General features: G+C 63.0%; 18 protein-coding genes. 6 read left to right on the forward strand and 12 right to left on the reverse strand.

What is annotated here, in order from left to right; genetic code table 11:
* Window positions 1–26: 26 nt before the first annotated feature.
* Together ACOAP0_RS06325 and ACOAP0_RS06330 are read right to left on the reverse strand one after the other, a co-directional pair.
* Window positions 27–779 carry a YbaK/EbsC family protein gene (locus ACOAP0_RS06325; RefSeq protein WP_498375119.1) on the reverse strand — a complete coding sequence of 251 codons (753 nt, stop codon included), beginning with the start codon at window positions 777–779 and terminating at the stop codon, window positions 27–29.
* A gap of 24 nt (window positions 780–803) precedes the next feature.
* A complete protein-coding gene (locus tag ACOAP0_RS06330) occupies window positions 804–1,712 on the reverse strand; it encodes a hydroxymethylglutaryl-CoA lyase (protein ID WP_498375118.1) in 909 nt (302 codons plus the stop codon).
* A 143-nt stretch (window positions 1,713–1,855) separates the two neighbouring features.
* On the opposite strand from ACOAP0_RS06330, the gene ACOAP0_RS06335 reads away from it, so the two are divergent.
* From ACOAP0_RS06335 to ACOAP0_RS06355, 5 genes are read left to right on the forward strand one after another with little or no spacing between them, the layout of a single operon-like run.
* A complete protein-coding gene (locus tag ACOAP0_RS06335; RefSeq protein WP_498375117.1) occupies window positions 1,856–2,563 on the forward strand; it encodes an energy-coupling factor ABC transporter ATP-binding protein in 708 nt (235 codons plus the stop codon).
* 3 nt (window positions 2,564–2,566) lie between these two features.
* A complete protein-coding gene (locus ACOAP0_RS06340; RefSeq protein WP_481872522.1) occupies window positions 2,567–3,184 on the forward strand; it encodes an energy-coupling factor transporter transmembrane component T family protein in 618 nt (205 codons plus the stop codon).
* A 5-nt stretch (window positions 3,185–3,189) separates the two neighbouring features.
* Window positions 3,190–3,756 (forward strand): biotin transporter BioY, encoded by a 567-nt coding sequence (locus ACOAP0_RS06345; RefSeq protein ID WP_498375116.1) that lies wholly within the window; start codon window positions 3,190–3,192, stop codon window positions 3,754–3,756.
* A complete protein-coding gene (locus tag ACOAP0_RS06350) occupies window positions 3,756–5,171 on the forward strand; it encodes an AMP-binding protein (protein WP_498375115.1) in 1,416 nt (471 codons plus the stop codon). Before ACOAP0_RS06345 ends, ACOAP0_RS06350 begins: the two co-directional genes overlap by 1 nt.
* A complete protein-coding gene (locus ACOAP0_RS06355) occupies window positions 5,150–6,334 on the forward strand; it encodes a thiolase family protein (protein ID WP_498375114.1) in 1,185 nt (394 codons plus the stop codon). Before ACOAP0_RS06350 ends, ACOAP0_RS06355 begins: the two co-directional genes overlap by 22 nt.
* Here the strand turns inward: ACOAP0_RS06355 and ACOAP0_RS06360 are convergent.
* The 5 genes from ACOAP0_RS06360 to ACOAP0_RS06380 are packed head-to-tail and all read right to left on the reverse strand — an operon-like array spanning window position 6,331 to window position 12,874.
* Window positions 6,331–7,008 (reverse strand): nitroreductase, encoded by a 678-nt coding sequence (locus ACOAP0_RS06360; protein WP_498375113.1) that lies wholly within the window; start codon window positions 7,006–7,008, stop codon window positions 6,331–6,333. The two genes, ACOAP0_RS06355 and ACOAP0_RS06360, sit on opposite strands and share 4 nt — an antisense overlap.
* 5 nt (window positions 7,009–7,013) lie before the next feature.
* The gene (locus tag ACOAP0_RS06365; protein WP_498375112.1) at window positions 7,014–7,943 is read right to left on the reverse strand and encodes a 2-hydroxyacid dehydrogenase; all 930 of its coding nucleotides are present in this window, start codon (window positions 7,941–7,943) and stop codon (window positions 7,014–7,016) included.
* 35 nt (window positions 7,944–7,978) lie between these two features.
* Complete coding sequence (locus ACOAP0_RS06370; protein WP_498375111.1) at window positions 7,979–10,015, reverse strand: acetyl/propionyl/methylcrotonyl-CoA carboxylase subunit alpha; 2,037 nt, start codon at window positions 10,013–10,015, stop codon at window positions 7,979–7,981.
* Window positions 10,016–10,051: 36 nt separating this feature from the next.
* Window positions 10,052–11,233, reverse strand: a complete 1,182-nt coding sequence (locus tag ACOAP0_RS06375) for an alpha/beta hydrolase family protein (protein ID WP_498375110.1) — start codon at window positions 11,231–11,233, stop codon at window positions 10,052–10,054.
* Window positions 11,234–11,251: 18 nt separating this feature from the next.
* On the reverse strand, window positions 11,252–12,874 hold the full coding sequence (locus tag ACOAP0_RS06380) for a carboxyl transferase domain-containing protein (protein ID WP_498375109.1): 1,623 nt from the start codon (window positions 12,872–12,874) through the stop codon (window positions 11,252–11,254).
* Between the two features lie 121 nt (window positions 12,875–12,995).
* Between ACOAP0_RS06380 and ACOAP0_RS06385 the strand changes: the two genes are divergently transcribed.
* Window positions 12,996–14,141, forward strand: a complete 1,146-nt coding sequence (locus ACOAP0_RS06385) for an AraC family transcriptional regulator (RefSeq protein WP_498375107.1) — start codon at window positions 12,996–12,998, stop codon at window positions 14,139–14,141.
* A gap of 4 nt (window positions 14,142–14,145) precedes the next feature.
* Here the strand turns inward: ACOAP0_RS06385 and ACOAP0_RS06390 are convergent, their stop codons facing one another.
* The 5 genes from ACOAP0_RS06390 to ACOAP0_RS06410 form a co-directional block, all read right to left on the reverse strand.
* Window positions 14,146–14,799, reverse strand: a complete 654-nt coding sequence (locus ACOAP0_RS06390) for an HAD family hydrolase (RefSeq protein ID WP_498375106.1) — start codon at window positions 14,797–14,799, stop codon at window positions 14,146–14,148.
* Window positions 14,796–15,203, reverse strand: a complete 408-nt coding sequence (locus tag ACOAP0_RS06395; RefSeq protein WP_498391348.1) for a YchJ family protein — start codon at window positions 15,201–15,203, stop codon at window positions 14,796–14,798. The genes ACOAP0_RS06390 and ACOAP0_RS06395 overlap by 4 nt, the downstream gene beginning before the upstream one ends.
* 31 nt (window positions 15,204–15,234) lie before the next feature.
* On the reverse strand, window positions 15,235–15,657 hold the full coding sequence (locus ACOAP0_RS06400) for a rhodanese-like domain-containing protein (protein ID WP_481872510.1): 423 nt from the start codon (window positions 15,655–15,657) through the stop codon (window positions 15,235–15,237).
* 9 nt (window positions 15,658–15,666) lie between these two features.
* A complete protein-coding gene (locus tag ACOAP0_RS06405) occupies window positions 15,667–16,599 on the reverse strand; it encodes an amidohydrolase family protein (protein WP_498375104.1) in 933 nt (310 codons plus the stop codon).
* A gap of 126 nt (window positions 16,600–16,725) precedes the next feature.
* Window positions 16,726–17,646 carry an MBL fold metallo-hydrolase gene (locus tag ACOAP0_RS06410; RefSeq protein WP_498375103.1) on the reverse strand — a complete coding sequence of 307 codons (921 nt, stop codon included), beginning with the start codon at window positions 17,644–17,646 and terminating at the stop codon, window positions 16,726–16,728.
* Window positions 17,647–17,649: the final 3 nt, after the last annotated feature.

A 17,649-nucleotide genomic window follows, 5' to 3' on the forward strand; every position in this document is an offset into this window, starting at 1 on the left:
GTCAGGCTTGCGCGTGTTGGGTCGGCTTAAACAAAGGCTTCCGGGTGCGTCTGGCGCAGACGCTCGGTGATCTGGCCCCACATCACCTTCTTGGCGGTATCGTCACTGCGGCCCCATTCGCGAATGTCTTCGATGGTGCGAAAGCACCCTTCGCACAAGCCACTGCCCGTGTCCATGCGGCACACATTCACACAGGGGCTAGGAATATTTTCGGCCATGGCGCCCACCGATACTGCGCGAGCAGCTAGCGTTTTGATAGCATTTTCACGTGCCAGGGTATCCAGCACGTTTTCTTCCTCCGGCACTTCCACCACATCAGCCACCGGTGCCCCTGTCAGCGCTACCAAATCCTGCGGGTGCAACTGGAACACCCCATGCGGGTGGCCGGCTGCGGCCCACACTTGTTCAAAGCGGAATAGCTCGCGGTCAATCAAGGTGACACCGGGCATGGCATGCGCCACCGGGCTCACCCCGCCAATGGAAAAGCCGGTGCGCTCCTTCACAAACGCTGCATTTGCACGCGCCAGCGGCCCCACCAGCGCGGCCACCTTGGCTTCGTCCACACGACGGTCACCAGAGGTCACGACCAGCACAGCCGCCTCATCAGCAACCCGCTTGAAGATGATGCTCTTGGCAATCTGGCCCACCGCCACGCCCAGCGCGTCTGCGGCCTGCTGAGCGGTGCGCGCAGCACCATCCAACATCACAGGGCCATGGGGATGATTTTTTTCTCGCAATGCAGCCGCTACGCGCTGCACGCCTTCAGGTAATTCAGTCAATTCAGCTCCACACATACTTTGTAGTTAGCCCAGACGCTTGGTAAGCAGCGCATTGGCCGCACGCGAATGCGGCTTGCGGCCCAGAAAATCGCTGATGAATTTGCCCGCGTCAATCAGCTTGTCGAGGTCGATGCCGGTTTCTATACCCATGCCGTGCAACATGTACACCACGTCCTCAGAAGCCACATTGCCGGTGGCGCCCTTGGCATAGGGGCAACCGCCCAATCCGGCCACCGAGGTATCAAAGTGCCAGATACCCAGTTCCAGCGACGCCAGCGTGTTGGCCAGCGCCATGCCATAGGTGTCGTGAAAGTGGCCGGAAACCTGGTCCACGCTGTAGTACTGCAATGTGGCTTCCAAGGCGCGCTGCACCTTGACCGGGGTACCCACGCCAATGGTGTCGGCCACGCCCACGTGCTCCACGCCGATATCCCGCATCAGTTGGGCTACCTGCGCCACACGTTCGGGAGCGATGTCGCCCTCATAGGGGCAACCCACCGCGCAGGAGATGGCGCCCCGCACTGCGATGCCGGCTTCTTTGGCGGCCTGGGCCACCGGGCGGAAGCGCTCAATGCTCTCCTCGATCGAGCAGTTGATGTTTTTCTGGCTGAAAGCTTCGCTCGCAGCGCCAAACACCACGATTTCGTCGGGTCGGGACAACACCGCAGCTTCATAGCCCTTCATGTTGGGCGTGAGCACTGAGTAACGCACGCCATCGCGGCGTTGCACACCCGCCATTACCTCGGCGTTGTCGCCCATTTGCGGCACCCACTTCGGAGAAACAAAACTAGTGACTTCAATTTCCTTGAGGCCGGCATCCTGCAGGCGGTGCACCAGCTCGACCTTGATGGCGGCAGGCACGGGTTGCTTTTCGTTTTGCAGCCCGTCGCGCGGGCCGACGTCGATGATCTTGACGCGGGAGGGAGTGTTCATGGGGCGTACTCAGAGTTTCAAACGCGAAGCTTCGTATTAAACCGCGAACCCGCAAGCCACCCCGGAGGGCCTGGGTAGAGGCATTGTTATAGTGGCAGGCTTTTCCCGGAGCACCCATCCGGAGCACTTAAGAGGCGCCCGTTTTGCTAAGCATCTCCAACGCCGTCCTGACGCGGGGAATCACCCCGGTGTTCGACGGCCTGACCCTGCAACTGAATGAGCCCCGCATCGGGCTCATCGGCGACAACGGCGCCGGTAAAAGCAGCCTGTTCCGCATGGCCTGCGGACTGGAAGCGCCGCAAAGTGGCAGCGTCACCGTGCAGGGCTTGCAAGCATTCCGCATCAACGCCCAGCGGCCCAATCTCGTGGGCATGATGTTCCAGAACCCGGACGACCAGATCGTCTTTCCCACGGTGCAAGAAGAGCTGGCGCTGGGTCTGACGGCCACCGGCTTGCCGCGGCGCGACGCCATCACCCGAGCCCGCGCTTTCCTTGCCACCCGCGGTCTGGAAGCCTGGGCCGAACGCGCCATCAGCAGCCTGAGCCAGGGGCAGCGCCAGCATGTCTGCTGGCTAGCGATCCTGCTGTGCCAACCCGCATTGATCCTGCTGGACGAACCCTTTGCCAGCCTGGACCTGCCGGGCCAGGCGCTGCTGCATGACGACATGGCGCGGGCATCACAGCAGATCATCGTCTCCACCCACGTGCTGGAGCATTTGCGCGACTTTGATCGCGTCATCTGGCTGGACTCTGGTAGGGTGCGTGCCGATGGCGACGCCGAAGCGGTGTGCGCGCAATACCGCGCGGATGTAGCCGCACGGATTGCCGCCCGCACTGCCGTGACGCGCTGAATCATGGGCAGCCTTTACAGCGAACACCGCACCTGGCTGCACGCCGTGCCCGCCGGCTGGAAGTTGGGCCTGCTGGTGGTCTTGAGCACGGGCATTTTCTGGATTCAGTCGCCTGGAGTGCTGGGGTTGGCATGTGCACTTTGCCTGTGTCTGTACCTCTCGCTGGGTAAAGCCATGGCCCAAGGGCAGAGATTGCTGCGTGCGCTGCTCATCGCCGCCACATTGGTGCTGGTATTCCATGCGATTTTGGGACAACCGATAGTGGGCATAGTGAGCGTGCTGCGCATGGCGGGGGCCTCGCTGCTGAGCATCGCACTAACGCTGACCACCCGCAGCGGCGAACTCCAAGACGTGCTGGAACGGCTGCTGACGCCCCTGCAACGCTTCGGCATACGGGCAGACCGGTTTGCCCTGCAGCTCGCACTGATGCTGCGCTTTATCGAACATTTTTTTGCGGTGTGGACGCGCCTGGACGAATCGCACCGGCTGCGCACCGGCAAGGGTGGCGGCCTGCGACTGCTGGCGCCACTGACCATCCAGATGCTGCAAACCGCACGCCGCGTGGCAGACACGCTCGACGTTCGCTTGGGCGAACCGCCGAGCCCAAAAGCACGACAATAGACCCCATGCAACGTAACCATTCCATCGCTCTTGTCGCCCTGTTTGCCGCCCTCATGGCGGTACTGGGCTTGATCCCAAAAATCGACCTGCCCTTTGGCGTTCCCATCACCTTGCAAACCTTGGGCGTCATGCTCGCCGGCTGCCTGTTGGGCCCCCGCCTCGCCTTACGGGCACTGGTGTTGTTCCTGGTGGCCGTGGCCATTGGCCTGCCCTTGCTCTCCGGCGGCCGTGGCGGCTTTGGCGTTTTCACGACTCCTGCTGCAGGCTACCTGTTGGCTTGGCCCTTGGGCGCCTTCGTCGCAGGACTGGTGATGCGCACGCTGCCCGCCAGCTCGCCACGCCGTGTTGCCCTGAGTGCCTTTGTAGCCTCCGCCATCGGCGGCCTCTTGGTCATCCACGCGAGCGGCGTTGTCGGTCTGATGAAAATCGCCGGCATGAGCTTCACCCAAGCTTTGATCGCCACCAGCGCGTTCGTGCCCGGTGACCTGATCAAGTGCGTGCTCACCGCTGTGGTTTGCCACACCGTGGCCCGCGGCCTGCCCGACTGGAAATTCGGCAAACAAGGCGCCTGATGCCTGAGACCCCGGAGCTGGTGCACAGCCGGCTGTCCCGCTGGGCCCGGGAGCGGGGAACGGCGCTCGCCATCCAGAGCGAAGCCGGCAATATCACTTTCGCGGAGTTGACTCAGCGGGTACAAGCCCATGCGGAGGCTTTGTCTCGCTCCCGCGCACCAGCCACTGTGTTGCAAGACAGCGGCTTGCCGCTGCTGCAACGCTTGACCGCTTTCTTGGGCACCATTGCCAGCGGCCGTTGTGCTGCCGTGAGCGACCCGGCCTGGCCAGAGGCGGTGCTGACTGCCGTGCGTGCCAATCTGCCTGATACGCCCTGCGACGGTGCCGCACTGACCCCGCTGAGTCCGTTCTACACCGGCTTCACCTCCGGCAGCACCGGCCTGCCCAAAGGCTTCCGGCGTCATCACCGTTCCTGGACGGAAAGCTTCGCGCTGTGCCTGAGCACCTTTGGCGACGCTGCCTCCACCCGCATCCTCGCACCGGGCAGGGATTCACATTCACTGTTTCTCTTCGGCATGTTGCTGGGCTTGTGGACGGGCGCAGGCGTGGTGGTACAGGAGCAGTTTTCGGCTTCTGCAGCGCTGGCCACCTTGGCCACGGGGCAAACACCTTGCCTGGTGGCGGTGCCCAGTCAGTTGCTGCTGATGCTGGAGTGGGCCGCCCACCGGCAACTGCCTCCCGTGCGTGGCGTGCGGCTCATTTTGATCAGCGGCGCGCGCTGGACTCGCAGCCGCACTCCGGACTTGCAAGCGCTGTTTCCGGAGGCGCGCATCATCGAGTTTTATGGCGCCTCCGAGACCAGCTTCATCGCCTGGACCGAGTCCCACCCCGACCTGCCCGACCAAGTGGTGGGGCGTCCGTTTGATTCCGTGGAGCTGGATGTGCGTGGCGCAACGCCCGACAGTCCGGACGGCCTGATCTATGTGCGCAGCCCCATGGTGTTCATGGACTATGTGGGCGCGGCCCACGACCACACCGCCGCCCTGCGCGAAGGCGATTGGGTCTGCGTGCGCGACCTGGGGCACCTGGACGCGCAAGGCCGATTGTGGGTGGCCGGACGCGAAAGCCGCATGCTGGTCACCATGGCCAAAAAACTATTCCCTGAAGAACTGGAAGCCGTGCTGGAAGCCCACCCCGCCATTGCCCGCGCATCGGTGCATGGGCTGCCGGATGCCCAGCGCGGTGTGCAGATCGTGGCGATCATCCAGTGGGCAACGGGCAGTGAACGAACCGACCTGCATGCGCTGCAAAGCTGGTGCCGCAGCCGGCTCGAAGCCTTCAAGGTACCGCGCCAAGTGTGGGGCCACGCTGATTGGGCCTTCACGGCCAGTGGCAAGACGGACCACCCGGCACTGAGCCGCAACCTGCCCTCTCACCTGCACGAGGCCGCGCCATGCCTGACACCGCTGCGTTGATCGCTGCGTGGGCCCGCAGCGCGGTCGCGCCGCACGGAGGCGCGTTCCGTCATTTGCATGCCCATGAGATCGGCGCCCCAGTGCTGCAAGCGCTGCTGGAGCGCGCCGGCATACCGGCCAGCGCGGTGGATGCCGTGGTCATGGGCAACGCTTTAGGCGCAGGCGGCAACCCGGCCCGCATGGTGGCACTGGCTGCCGGGCTACCGGACCGCTGTGCAGCGTTTTCTGTTGACACCCAATGCTGCGCCGGGCTGGATGCAGTGGCTGTTGCCGCCGGGCTGCTCGCCAGCGGCCAGGCCGAAGTCGTGGTGGCCGGGGGCGTCGAAGCCTGGAGCCGCGCGCCCATACGGCAGCACCGCCCCCTGATGGCCGGCGAACCCGCCACACCCTACGAGCGTCCCGCTTTTGCCCCTGAACCGGCGCGCGACCCCGATTTGCTGCAAGCGGCTGCGGACTACGCGGCAACCCACCACATCAGCCGGGTGCAACAGGACGACTACGCGCTAGACAGCCACGAGCGGGCTTTGGCGCATCGCGAACTGCAGGCAACTGAAATCGTGCCCGTGGCGGGTCTGCATTGGGATGCCTACCCGCGCGCCATGCGTCCTGCTGCGGCTGCCCGGCTGCCGGTGCAAGCGGTGGGCGCTCAGAAAGATGCAGGTACAGCCCCCATGGACTGCGCCGTCAGCACCCTGGCCATTTCCACCCGCGCCGATGGCGCAGCCATGGTGCTGCTGATGACGGAAGCCGCTGCCCGCAAACATGGCGTACGGCCTGCTGCCCAATTGCGCGCCAGCGCGTCTGTGGGTCAGGACCCCGCCATGCCGCTGCTGGCCGCCGAAGCGGCCACGCGGGCGGTGCTGCTTCGGGCCAACGTGCGGGATGCCAGTGACTGCGAGGTGATCGAACTGCACGATGCATTTGCCGTGCAAGGACTCTCGTATTGCGCGGCCTTGGGGCTGTGCCCTGACTCCATCAACCGGCTGGGCGGAGGCATCGCGCGGGGCCACCCTATTGGCGCGTCAGGGGCGATTGCCTTGGTGCGCGTGTTGGCGGATTTGCAGCGCCTGGGCCGACCGGGTGCGTTTGGCTTGGCGGCGGTGGCTGGCGCAGGCGGCATTGGCGCCGCTACGTTAGTAGAGTGGCTAGGCGAAACGGCTTAGCCGACCACTTTGTAAAAGCTGTCCACGTCAATGCGGCTGGTCCGCGTACGGTTGACCGGAGCCGCCTCTTCAGCGTACCCCAGGGCCACGCCACACACGATGTGGCTCTCCGGCCCCAGTCCCAAGTGCTCGCGCACCAGACCGGGGTACGATGCCAGCGCGCCAATGGCACAGCTGGCCAGCCCACGGGACTGCGCAGCCAACAACAGGCCGTACAGCGCCATGCCCAAATCCATGAAGCTGCCGCTGCCCAAGCCCCGCTCGATGGTCACGACCAACGCCACCGGCGCATCGAAGAAACGGAAGTTGCGCTCAAACTGCTGGTCGCGCCCGGCGCGGTCCTCGCGGGCAATGCCTATGCTGTCGTAAAGGGCACGGGCCGCGGCCACCTGCCGGCGGCGCAAATGGCCGGGCATGGGGTCGGGGAAGTAGCTATAGTCCTCGGCCTCCGCGCTGCCTTCCCGGTAGGCAACAGACATGGCCTGCGACAAGGCCTCGCGCACCGCGCCACGCACCTGAATGAAACTGCCCGGCTGCAGGTTGGCACCGCTAGGAGCCAGGCGCGCGCTCACTAGCAGCTCATGCAACAAAGCGTCTGGCACCGGCTGGTCCGTAAAGCCGCGCACCGAAGTGCGGGCGCGCGCCAAAGCGGTGAAGGCGTCGACTTCCGACATGCCGCTCAGTAGCCCCGCCCAGCATCCACCAACCCTGCCACCGACTGCCCGCTTTGCAGCGCTGCAATCTTGCGGGCGATCTGGGCAATGCTTTCCGAACGCAGGGTGCGCGCCGAGGTGTGCGGTGTGACCGTGATCTTGGGGTGCGCCCAGAACGCATGGCCTTTGGGTAGCGGCTCCACACGAAATACGTCCAGCGTGGCACCTGCAAGATGGCCACTATCGATGGCGGCGAGCAAATCAGCATCCACCACATGGGCACCACGGGCTACGTTGATGACATAACCACCGGGGCGGATATGGGCCAGTGTGCGGGCATTGAGAATGCTGTCAGTCTCTGGCGTGAGAGGCAGCAGGCACACCACGATGCGACTGGCCGCCAGAAAGTCCTTCAGCTGCGCTTCCCCATGGAAGCACTGCATGCCATCCAGCGCTTTGGGGGAACGGCTCCAGCCATTCACCGGAAAATCGAACTGCGCCACAGCTTTGGCCACGCGCTCGCCCAAGACCCCCAGCCCCAGCACGCCCACAGGGTAGTCCACCCGGCTGCGCGGCTTGCGGAAGGACCACTTGCCGTTGGCCATGTCGGCCTCGTAGCCATCGAACTCACGGAAGTGGCGGATCACTGCGTGGCACACATACTCCGCCATTTGCACCGACATGCCGGCATCGTCCAAGCGAATGACGGGGATGCCGGCCGGCAGGTTCAGCTTCATCAGGGCATCCACACCAGCACCGGTGTTGAAGATGGCCTTCAGCCCCTGCTGCTCGTCCAGCATTTGCTGCGGAGGTTTCCACACCACCGCGTAGTCCGCCGCCGGTGCGCCGGGTTGCCAGAGGCTGACCTCGGCGCCGGGAATGGCAGCTTGTAGGCCGGGGATCCAGGTGGCCTCGTCGTAATCGGCCGAATAGTAGGTAATGCGCAAAGAACTCATACCCGCATTTTCACCGCAGCGCGGGCTGCCTTCCTTCATGCGGAGACAGCCATGCGCAGCAATTCGCTGCCCTCGGTTACCTGATCGCCCGGCGCGAACAGCAGTTCGTCCACTGTGCCGTCGGTCGGCGCGGCAATGGTGTGCTCCATCTTCATGGCCTCCATCACGGCGAGGGCCTGGCCCTTTTTGACGACATCGCCCGCCTTCACCGCAAACGACACCACTTTGCCGGGCATGGGTGCGGTCAGGCGACCGCCTTCAGACTGGGCGTCGCCGGCATGGGCCAGGGCATCAATCGCTATGATTTGTGTAGCGCCTCGCGCAGTGAATACGCACGCCAGAGGCCCATTCGCATACACATTTACCAAGCTGCGCTGCTCACCGATGCGCACATCCAAGGCTTGGCCTTGCGCCGACCACTGCAGTGGATACGTCTGCCCGTCCACCGTCAGCTCCAGCGTGCCACCGCGCACCATGCGCAACAAAGCGGTGTGGGGCTCGCCTGCGTATTCGAGGGTAAAGCTGCGCACCTGCGCGCCGTGGGACTTCCAGCCATCGCGCTGCGCCCAGGGGTCTTGCCAGCCCCGTGCATCGGGTTGCGCCGCTTGGCGTTCTCCCGTCTGCAAAGTACGGGCGACAAGAGCAGCCGCAGCCATCGGCAGACCCACTTTGTCTTGGTGGAACAAGGCGTCTGCTTCGCGCGGAATCAGCGCCGTATCCAGTTGGGCGGCTGCAAACGAGGCGCTAGTGGTCACGTGGCGTAAAAACTGCACATTGGTCGCCATACCCACGATGTGGGTCTGCGCCAAGGCTGCGTCCAAACGGGCCAGCGCCTCGGAGCGGTTGGCGCCATGCACGATCAGCTTGGCCACCATGGAGTCGTAGAACGGGCTGATGGCATCGCCCTCGCGCACACCGGAGTCCACCCGCACGCCGCGCTCTGCACGCATGAAGCTCACATGGGGGGGCAAACCATAGACCTGCAATGAGCCGGTGGCGGGAAGGAAGTTGTTGTCGGGGTTCTCGGCACAAATACGGGCTTCAATGGCATGACCATGGATCTGCAATTGGTCCTGGCGCAAAGGCAGCGGCTCACCACTGGCCACACGCAACTGCCACTCCACCAAGTCCAGGCCGGTGATGGCCTCTGTCACGGGGTGCTCCACCTGCAGGCGGGTGTTCATTTCCATGAAGTAGAACTTCATGGCCTCGGGGTGCTCGTAGCCGCCGGGTTGCTCCACGATGAACTCCACCGTGCCGGCGCCCACGTAGTTCACGGCACGGGCGGCCTCCACCGCAGCCTGACCCATCTGGGCGCGCAATGCGGGCGTCATACCCGGCGCGGGGGCCTCTTCCAGCACCTTCTGGTGGCGGCGCTGCACCGAGCAGTCGCGCTCAAACAGGTAGACATAGTTGCCCTGGGTGTCGCCGAATACCTGAATCTCGATATGGCGAGGGCGCTGCACGTACTTCTCTATCAGCACTGCGTCATCGCCAAAGCTGTTGATGGCCTCGCGCTTGCATGATGCCAGCGCGGCAGCAAAGCCTTCGGCCTTGTCCACCGCGCGCATGCCCTTGCCGCCACCGCCTGCGCTGGCTTTGATGAGCACCGGGTAGCCGATGCGGTCGGCTTCACGCTGCAGGAGCGTGGCGTCCTGGTCCTTGCCGTGGTAGCCCGGCACCAGTGGCACACCGGCCTTTTCCATCAGCTGCTTGGACTCGGCTTTCAGGCCCATGGCCTGGATGGCGCTGGCAGGCGGCCCGATGAACACTAGACCCGCGGCAGCGCAAGCGTTGGCGAATTCTTCGTTCTCGCTCAGAAACCCATAGCCGGGGTGAATGGCCTGCGCGCCCGTGGCCTGGGCCGCTTCGATGATGCGCTCCCAGCGCAGGTAACTGTCTTTCGGTGCGCTGCCACCGATGTGCACCGCCTCATCACACGCCGCCACATGCTTGGCGTTCGCATCCGCATCGGAATACACCGCTACAGTTTTAATAGCTAGCCGCGCAGCGGTGGCAGCCACGCGGCAGGCAATTTCTCCACGATTGGCGATGAGGATTTTGGTGAACATAGGATTTCTTTGAAAAATGGAACGCGCCCGGCGCCCTTACTTGCCGGTCCAGACTACGTCGTTGTCCACGGCGTAGAGCTTGCAACTGGCTCCGAAACGTTGGCAATTGCCGATGGCCCGCCCCACGGCGTAGTCGCCGGTCGATGAGCCCCAGCCACCGCGGTCACTGACTGCAAATGCGCGCGGCAAGGCCAAGCCCAGGAAGCGCTGGTAGTTCGCTTGACTGGCGGCACTCACCGGCACCCTGGCCACATCATTGATATCCGCAAACCCGGTAGGGGGCGGGCGACTCACAATGCCCGGCTTGGTAAACCCGAGGCGGGACAAGAATTCATCAGTAACGGGCAACCAATGGTCCATGTCGGCATTCAGGCCGTTGTGGCCATCTTCCCCGGAGGGGCCGAAAGCCACATAGTCCGCTTTGCCGCCGCCCGCCAACCAGGCCTTATGCCACGTCTTGGGAACATCCGGGCCCCAGAACTTGTCGTTCTGCCAGTACATCCACAGCATGGGCACCTTGGCCTGCTTGGCAAGGCTGCCCCAGTAGCTTTCTATGGCTTGCGGACGGCACGGGTTACCCGGCTTGTTGTCCGGGTCACCGCCGGTTCCGCCGGCAAAGTTGATTCCGGCGATCAGTCCGGCGGGGGCTCGTCCGACAGTGGACACTGTGGTCAAACCACCTACTGATTGCCCGGCAACCACCCAACGGCTGGCGTCGACATAAGGCAAGGTTTTGGCGAACTCCACGGTGGCGAGCACTTGATCGGAGGCCGCCATGGACATCCCTTCCACCTGCATGCCACTGCACGTGGACCCGGTGGTTTCGGGGTCAAAGTCGCCATAGGTCTCCCAGTAACCGATCCGCGTGGGCGCCAGCACCACAAAGCCCTTGGCGGTGAAATAGCGGGCCGCGACATCCGGCCGGTTACGGCCTTGCTGCGCTCGCTTGGCAGTAACCGCACGGCCGTGGTTGAAAACCAGCAAGGGAAAAGGCCCCTCGCCCGGCGGACGAAAAATGGTGATCGCCACATTGCGGGTCTCCTGACGCCCGAACATATCTTTGACTGTGACAGGGATGCGCACGATTTCCTCGCGCATATCCTTGGCCAGCACTTCGGCGGGCGCCGCTGCGGCTGCAGGCGCAGTTTGCGCTTGTGCAAAAGGCATCCCGACAGATGCACTCAAACTTGCTACGGCAAACCAATGACGAATACGCATCGCTGTCCCCTTTCAAAATTACATGCGGAATACGCCGAATTTTGTCTCGGGAATGGGCGCATTCAATGACGCGCTGAGGCCCAGTGCCAGCACGCGGCGGGTATCGGCGGGGTCGATGATGCCGTCGTCCCACAAGCGGGCGGTGGCGAAGTAGGGGTGGCCCTGTTCTTCGTATTGCTGGCGGATGGGTGCTTTGAAAGCCTCTTCTTCCTCCGCGCTCCAAGTGCCACCCTTGCCTTCAATACCATCGCGACGCACGGTCGCCAACACGCTGGCCGCCTGCTCGCCACCCATGACCGAGATGCGCGCGTTGGGCCACATCCACAAGAAGCGGGGACTGTAGGCGCGGCCGCACATGCCGTAGTTGCCGGCACCGAAACTGCCGCCGATGATGATGGTGAACTTGGGCACCTGCGCGGTCGCCACGGCCGTCACCATCTTGGCGCCGTTGCGGGCGATGCCTTCGTTCTCGTACTTGCGGCCGACCATGAAGCCAGTGATGTTCTGCAGGAACACCAGCGGAATCTTGCGCTGGCAGCACAGTTCAATGAAGTGCGCACCCTTGAGCGCCGACTCGCTGAACAAAATGCCGTTGTTGGCGATGATGCCTACCGGCATACCTTCCACATGGGCAAAGCCGCAGACCAGCGTAGTGCCATAGCGGGGCTTGAACTCATGCAGCTCCGAGCCATCGACGATGCGGGCGATGATCTCACGCACATCAAAGGGCTTACGGGTGTCGGTGGGGATCACCCCGTACAACTCTTCAGCTACAAATTTAGGAGCTACTGGCGTACGCAATTCGGGGGCCGGGGCCTTTTTTCTATTCAAATGCGCAATCGCCTCACGCGCCAATGAGAGCGCATGCAGATCGTTCTGTGCCAGATGGTCGGCCACGCCGGAGAGGCGGGTGTGCACATCGCCACCGCCCAGATCTTCGGCCGTCACCACCTCGCCGGTGGCCGCCTTCACCAGCGGGGGGCCACCCAGAAAGATGGTGCCCTGGTTTTTGACAATGATGGTCTCGTCGCTCATGGCGGGCACATAGGCACCACCGGCCGTGCAGCTGCCCATCACCACCGCAATTTGCGCAATACCCTGCGCGCTCATGTTGGCCTGGTTGAAGAAGATACGGCCGAAGTGGTCGCGATCAGGAAAGACCTCATCCTGATTGGGCAGGTTGGCACCACCGGAGTCCACCAGGTAGATACACGGCAAGTTGTTCTGTGCCGCCACTTCCTGGGCGCGCAGGTGCTTCTTGACGGTAAGCGGGTAGTAGGTGCCGCCTTTTACCGTGGCGTCGTTGCACACGATCATGCAGTCCACACCCGAAACGCGACCGATACCGGCAATGACGCCGGCGCAGGGCGCGCTATCAGTGCCATCGCGGTCGGGATACATGGCCAGTGCGGCCAGGGGGGAGAGTTCGAGAAAGGGTGTGCCGGGGTCCAACAACATGCCCACGCGGTCACGGGGCAGCAGCTTGCCGCGGGCGGTGTGCTTGGCGCGGGCTGCATCGCCACCGCCGAGCGCCGCTTTGTCGATCTTGGCATTCAGGTCTGCCACCAGCGCGCGCATGGCGGCAGCATTGGCCGCAAAGTCGGCAGAACGCGGGTTGAGTTTGGATTCCAGCATCGTCATGGGCGCATCCGGTCAAGGTTGAACAGTCAACCGGCATTGTGCGACTGACGGCTGGCAAGCACCGCCTCACTGAGGTTGCAAATTGCGCCACAAGAGACACATTTTTTGGCACACTGGCGACATGCCCTCCCAACCTCCTGTTGCCGCCACTCCCATGGCTTTTGCCAGAGCAATGGTAGAGGCGTATGCGCAGTACGGGAAAGATCCTTCCCGGGCACTGGAGATGGCGCAGATTACGCCAAGTGCCCTGCAGCAAACGAATGCCCGCATCACCGCATGGCAGATGGAGCGCCTGTCAGAGACGGCCATGCGGGAACTGGACGACGAAGCCCTGGGCTGGTTCAGCCGCCGCCTGCCCTGGGGGAGCTACGGCATGCTGGCCCGCGCCTCGATTTCCGCGCCCACCTTGTACGTCGCACTAAGCCGCTGGTGCCGCCACCACGGCTTGATCGCACCCGATATCACACTCACCCTCAGCACAGCCGGTGACACCGCCAGCATCACGCTCACTGAGAACGCGACACCACCAGCCCACGGGCATGGGGCTTTTGCGCAGGTCAAGGAGGAGCCCGCAAAGCGGGCGGGGGACACGGAGCAAAAGCACCATGCCCTTGGGCTGCCCCAGACGCCCCAACCCAACCGGATCCCGGAGCCATTCCGCGAGTTCTGCATGGTCTCCGTACTGCGCAATGTGCTGGGCGTTGCCTGCTGGCTGATCGACTCGCGCATCACCCTGCTGCAGGCGGACTTCCCATTTGAACCTCCGCCGCACGCAGATGCTTATGCAGTGCTGTTTCCGGGCCCCACGCGCTTCCAGCAAGCGCGGGCCGCTATTGCTTTTGATGCGGAGTACCTGAAGCTCCCCCTGCGGCGGGACGAAAAATCTTTGCAGCAAATGCTGCAACATGCGCTGCCACTCACCGTGCACCAGTACCGGCGCGACCGCTTGCTGGTGCAGCAGGTGCGCCAGCTGCTGAGCGCCCAGCCCCAAGATACCCACAGTGCAGAGGCACTGGCCGCCCTGCTGAACGTATCCCCCCGCACCTTGCACCGCCAACTCAGGGAAGAAGGCGCCACCTTGCAAGCCCTCAAAGATGGGGTACGCCACGGCAAGGCTAGCGAGCTCTTGCTGCGCAGCCAGCGGCCCATCAAGCAGGTGGCGGAGGCCGCAGGATTTCAGAACGAGAAAAGTTTTATCCGCGCCTTCAAAACATGGTCCGGACAGACGCCCGCCGAGTTCCGGCGCAGCGCCACACCCGGAACCTGAGCGCTCAAGCCCCCAGCAGCACGGGCAAGTCCGCCATCGAAGCAAACACATGCGACGCGCCCGCGTCCAGCAAAGCTTGCCCGCCGCCCTGGGGGGCGTAACCGAACACGGTGGCGCCTGCGGCCACACCTGCTGTGACACCGGTCACCGTGTCCTCGACCACGGCGCAGCGCTTCGGGTCTGCACCCAGCGCAGCGGCCGCAGCCAGGTACACATCCGGGTGGGGCTTGGAGCGCGGCAGGTCGTGGCCACTGAACACCCGCCCTTCGAAGTACGGCAACAAGCCGGTCTTGCCCATTTGCATCAGCACCTTGGGCAAGTCTGCGCCGGAGGCGCAGGCTATTCTGCCGGCGTAGCCCGCGTGAATGCGGGCAATTGCTTCGGGTGCGTGGGGGATGGGCTGCGCATGCTCCATGAGTGCGGCATTGCGGCGCGCGCGGAAGGACGCCATCCACTCGGGCGTGAGCGGCTTGCCGGTTTCCGCTTCGATGCGGGCGCGCTCGTCCATCACGGCTTTGCCCACAAACACGGCCATGCACTCCTGCAGGGTCATGTGCCAGCCCTGCTCGGCCAGCATGTCGCGCAACACACCATTGATAATCAGCTCGCTGTCCACCAGCACACCGTCGCAGTCAAACAAAACGGCTTCAAATTTCATTGTTGATCTCCATCCACATACAGCCACTCACCGGCCTCCAGCACAAAGCGGCTGTGCTCATGCAGGCGCACCGCTGGCCCACTTACCGGTTTCTGGCGAGCCACGAACTCGACCTCCGCATGGGTGGCATCTTGTATGGTGTGGTTGCGCACGTCCAAGCCCAACCATTTGACGCCGGGGTCGAACTCAATACGCTCCGGCCGGTGGCTGGCGTGCCAGGTTTTAAGAAGGTACGCCTCGCGCTCCAGCACAAAGGCGCAGTAGCGGCTACGCATCAGGCTCTCGGCATCGGGGGCGGGGGACTCGCTGTCCAGCCAACGGCCGCAGCATTGGCCGTAGGGGAGCGTTTTTTTCTGGTGTTGCCGGCCACAGGGGCAGGCATCGGTCATCACAAAGGGCTTCATGCCCTCCATCATGCCTCGGCTTTCGGCGGCATCAGCCCTTGGCTTGGCGGCGCGCCTTTTGCGCTTCTAGGGTTTCTGTGGGCGCGCCGGCCTTCACCCATTCGCCCCAACCGCCGTCGATGTGGGCCACATTGGTCATGCCCATGTCCTGCAAGGCTTTGGCAGCCAACGCACTGCGCCAGCCAGCTCCGCAAAACAGGATGAACTCTTTGGACTCATCGGCAAACAAGGGCTTATGGTACGGCGACTCGGGGTCTACCCAGAACTCCAGCATGCCGCGCGGCGCATGAAAGGCGCCCACTACGGTGCCGTCGTTCAGCTCGCGGATATCGCGGATGTCCACGATTTGCACAGCCGGGTCTTGCAGTCGGGCTTGCACCTCGGCCACGCTGTAGGTGGTGACCTGCGCCATGGCTTCGTCCACCAGTGCGCGGAATCCTTTGGTAATGGGCATCCTGTTTCCTCAAGGTTCAAGTTTGTAAAGGCGTATGGCATTTTCCGAGCCCACTTTTCGGGCTACCTCAGGACGCAAAGCGGCTAGCACCATTTGGATGCCCTGCCGCTGGTTGGCCGAGCGTTCTGCAAAAATGCGCGCCGCGCCGCCCCCTTGAAAGCTGTCTGCAACCAGGAAGCTGTCACTGCCCATGACAAATCGATCGGCGTACTTCTCGACTACTGCCACCCAATCACTGTTGAGCCTGCCACGTGCAGGCAACATCACGCTGGGCTGCTGCCCGCGCGGACGCAAACTCATATACAAATTCGGATGTTTCGCCAACATGGCCGCGGCCAATTGCGGGGTAAAACTTCCGAGCATGTCGGTACCGCCGGCATGAGCCCAGACGATCTTGGCTTTACGGTTATGCGCTAATAGGCGCTCAAAGGCCTCGAAGTTCGGTTCAAACTCCCCCGGGTTGCGGGATGATGTAAGGACTGATGGTTTCACCATTTTGGCCAATACAGGGTCAAAGTGAACATCCAGTATCAGGTCGTACTTCGCCACGGTATCCACCAGGATTTTGACCAACGCATCATCCGCAGGAATCACCTCGTAAGCATGTTGCTCATTGAGAGAAATGTGATGCAACGCGATTTCGCCAAAGCCTTTTACGCCACTCTGCGCAGAACGCTCTGCCAGCGCCTGAAATTTCTCGATCGCATCAGGCGGAAGCTTGCCTTCGTGCAGGTGATGCATCATGGGGTTGAGAGAATTTCCACCCGCCAACACTGCAAATCGTTTGCCATGCTGAGCCAAGATCCTCTGGACTTCCAGAAAATCCGGACCATTGAGAGCGGGACGTGGTGACGATGACACCACCATGGTCCGCATGTTTTCGGATTGCATCAAAGCGAGAGACTTTTCGGCCAATTCTTTGGTGCTGCTGGCATCGTCCATCGTGTAGTGGAAATGCACATCCACCCACTCCACCGTTTGGGCCGAGGCATTCCAGCTCCAAAACCCAAACAAGTAAACCAGCAAGAAAGAAACAAGCTTCATCATCCGCGCCCCCAATCAAACAACTCACCCGAGGTTGTACACCACTCCATCCTGCAGCTTTGCAGCACCGGATCGCACCAAGTCGTGCACCAGTTGCTGGGTGGCCTCTTCCAAAGTGGCGCCGGCAAAGTGTTTTTCGAATGTGTGGTTGAAATAGCTGGTATTGCGCGCCCACGCGATGAGCGCGGGCAGGGGCAAATGGCGGGCTTCGAGCAGCTTAAACTTGAGCAAGACCTTGGCCGCGTACTGCAAATGCTTGGCCGGGTTTTGCACAAAACCGTTGAGGCGCTGGCGTGCATAAACAATGGCCTGCGGAGCGTCGGTGAACGGGGCGCCATGACCGGGGATGACGGTGGCGGGGTTCAGCCGCTCGATCACATCCAGCGTGGCGGCCACTTCGTCGAACGCATCATCGCCATCGAGTTCCGGGAACACCACGCCAAAGCCTTTTTCCCACAGGGCGTCTGCGGACACCAGCGTGCGGCTTTGCGGCTCAAACAGGATGACCGAATGCGGGTCGTGGCCCGGGGCTGCATGTACCTGCCAATGCAGGTCGCCCAACAGCATCTCGGTGCCCGGTTGCAGCGTGGCATTCAAATGGAAGCGCGGGCACTGCTGGCCCGTGGGTGTGTAGCTGAGGGCATGGGCATTCCACACGCGCACATAGTCAGCGTGGCCCGGTGGAATATGCGTTTCCATCGCGGGGTAGCGCGCCTGCAGTGCGGCATTGCCCCCGCAGTGGTCGCTGTGCAAATGGGTGTTGAGCAGCAGGTCCAGCGACCGGCCTTGCAGCGCCGAGTCCACCAGCGCAAGCGTCTGCTCGGCATGAGTGCAGTAGCCGCTATCGATGAGCGCGGTGCCGCCCTCGCCCTGGATCAGGATGTTGTTGCTGGACAGCCAGCCCCGCTCAAAAACGGTGACGCCGGCAGGCAGTACGTGCGCCATGGA

Source organism: Curvibacter sp. Hmag1.1, from assembly GCF_059769165.1.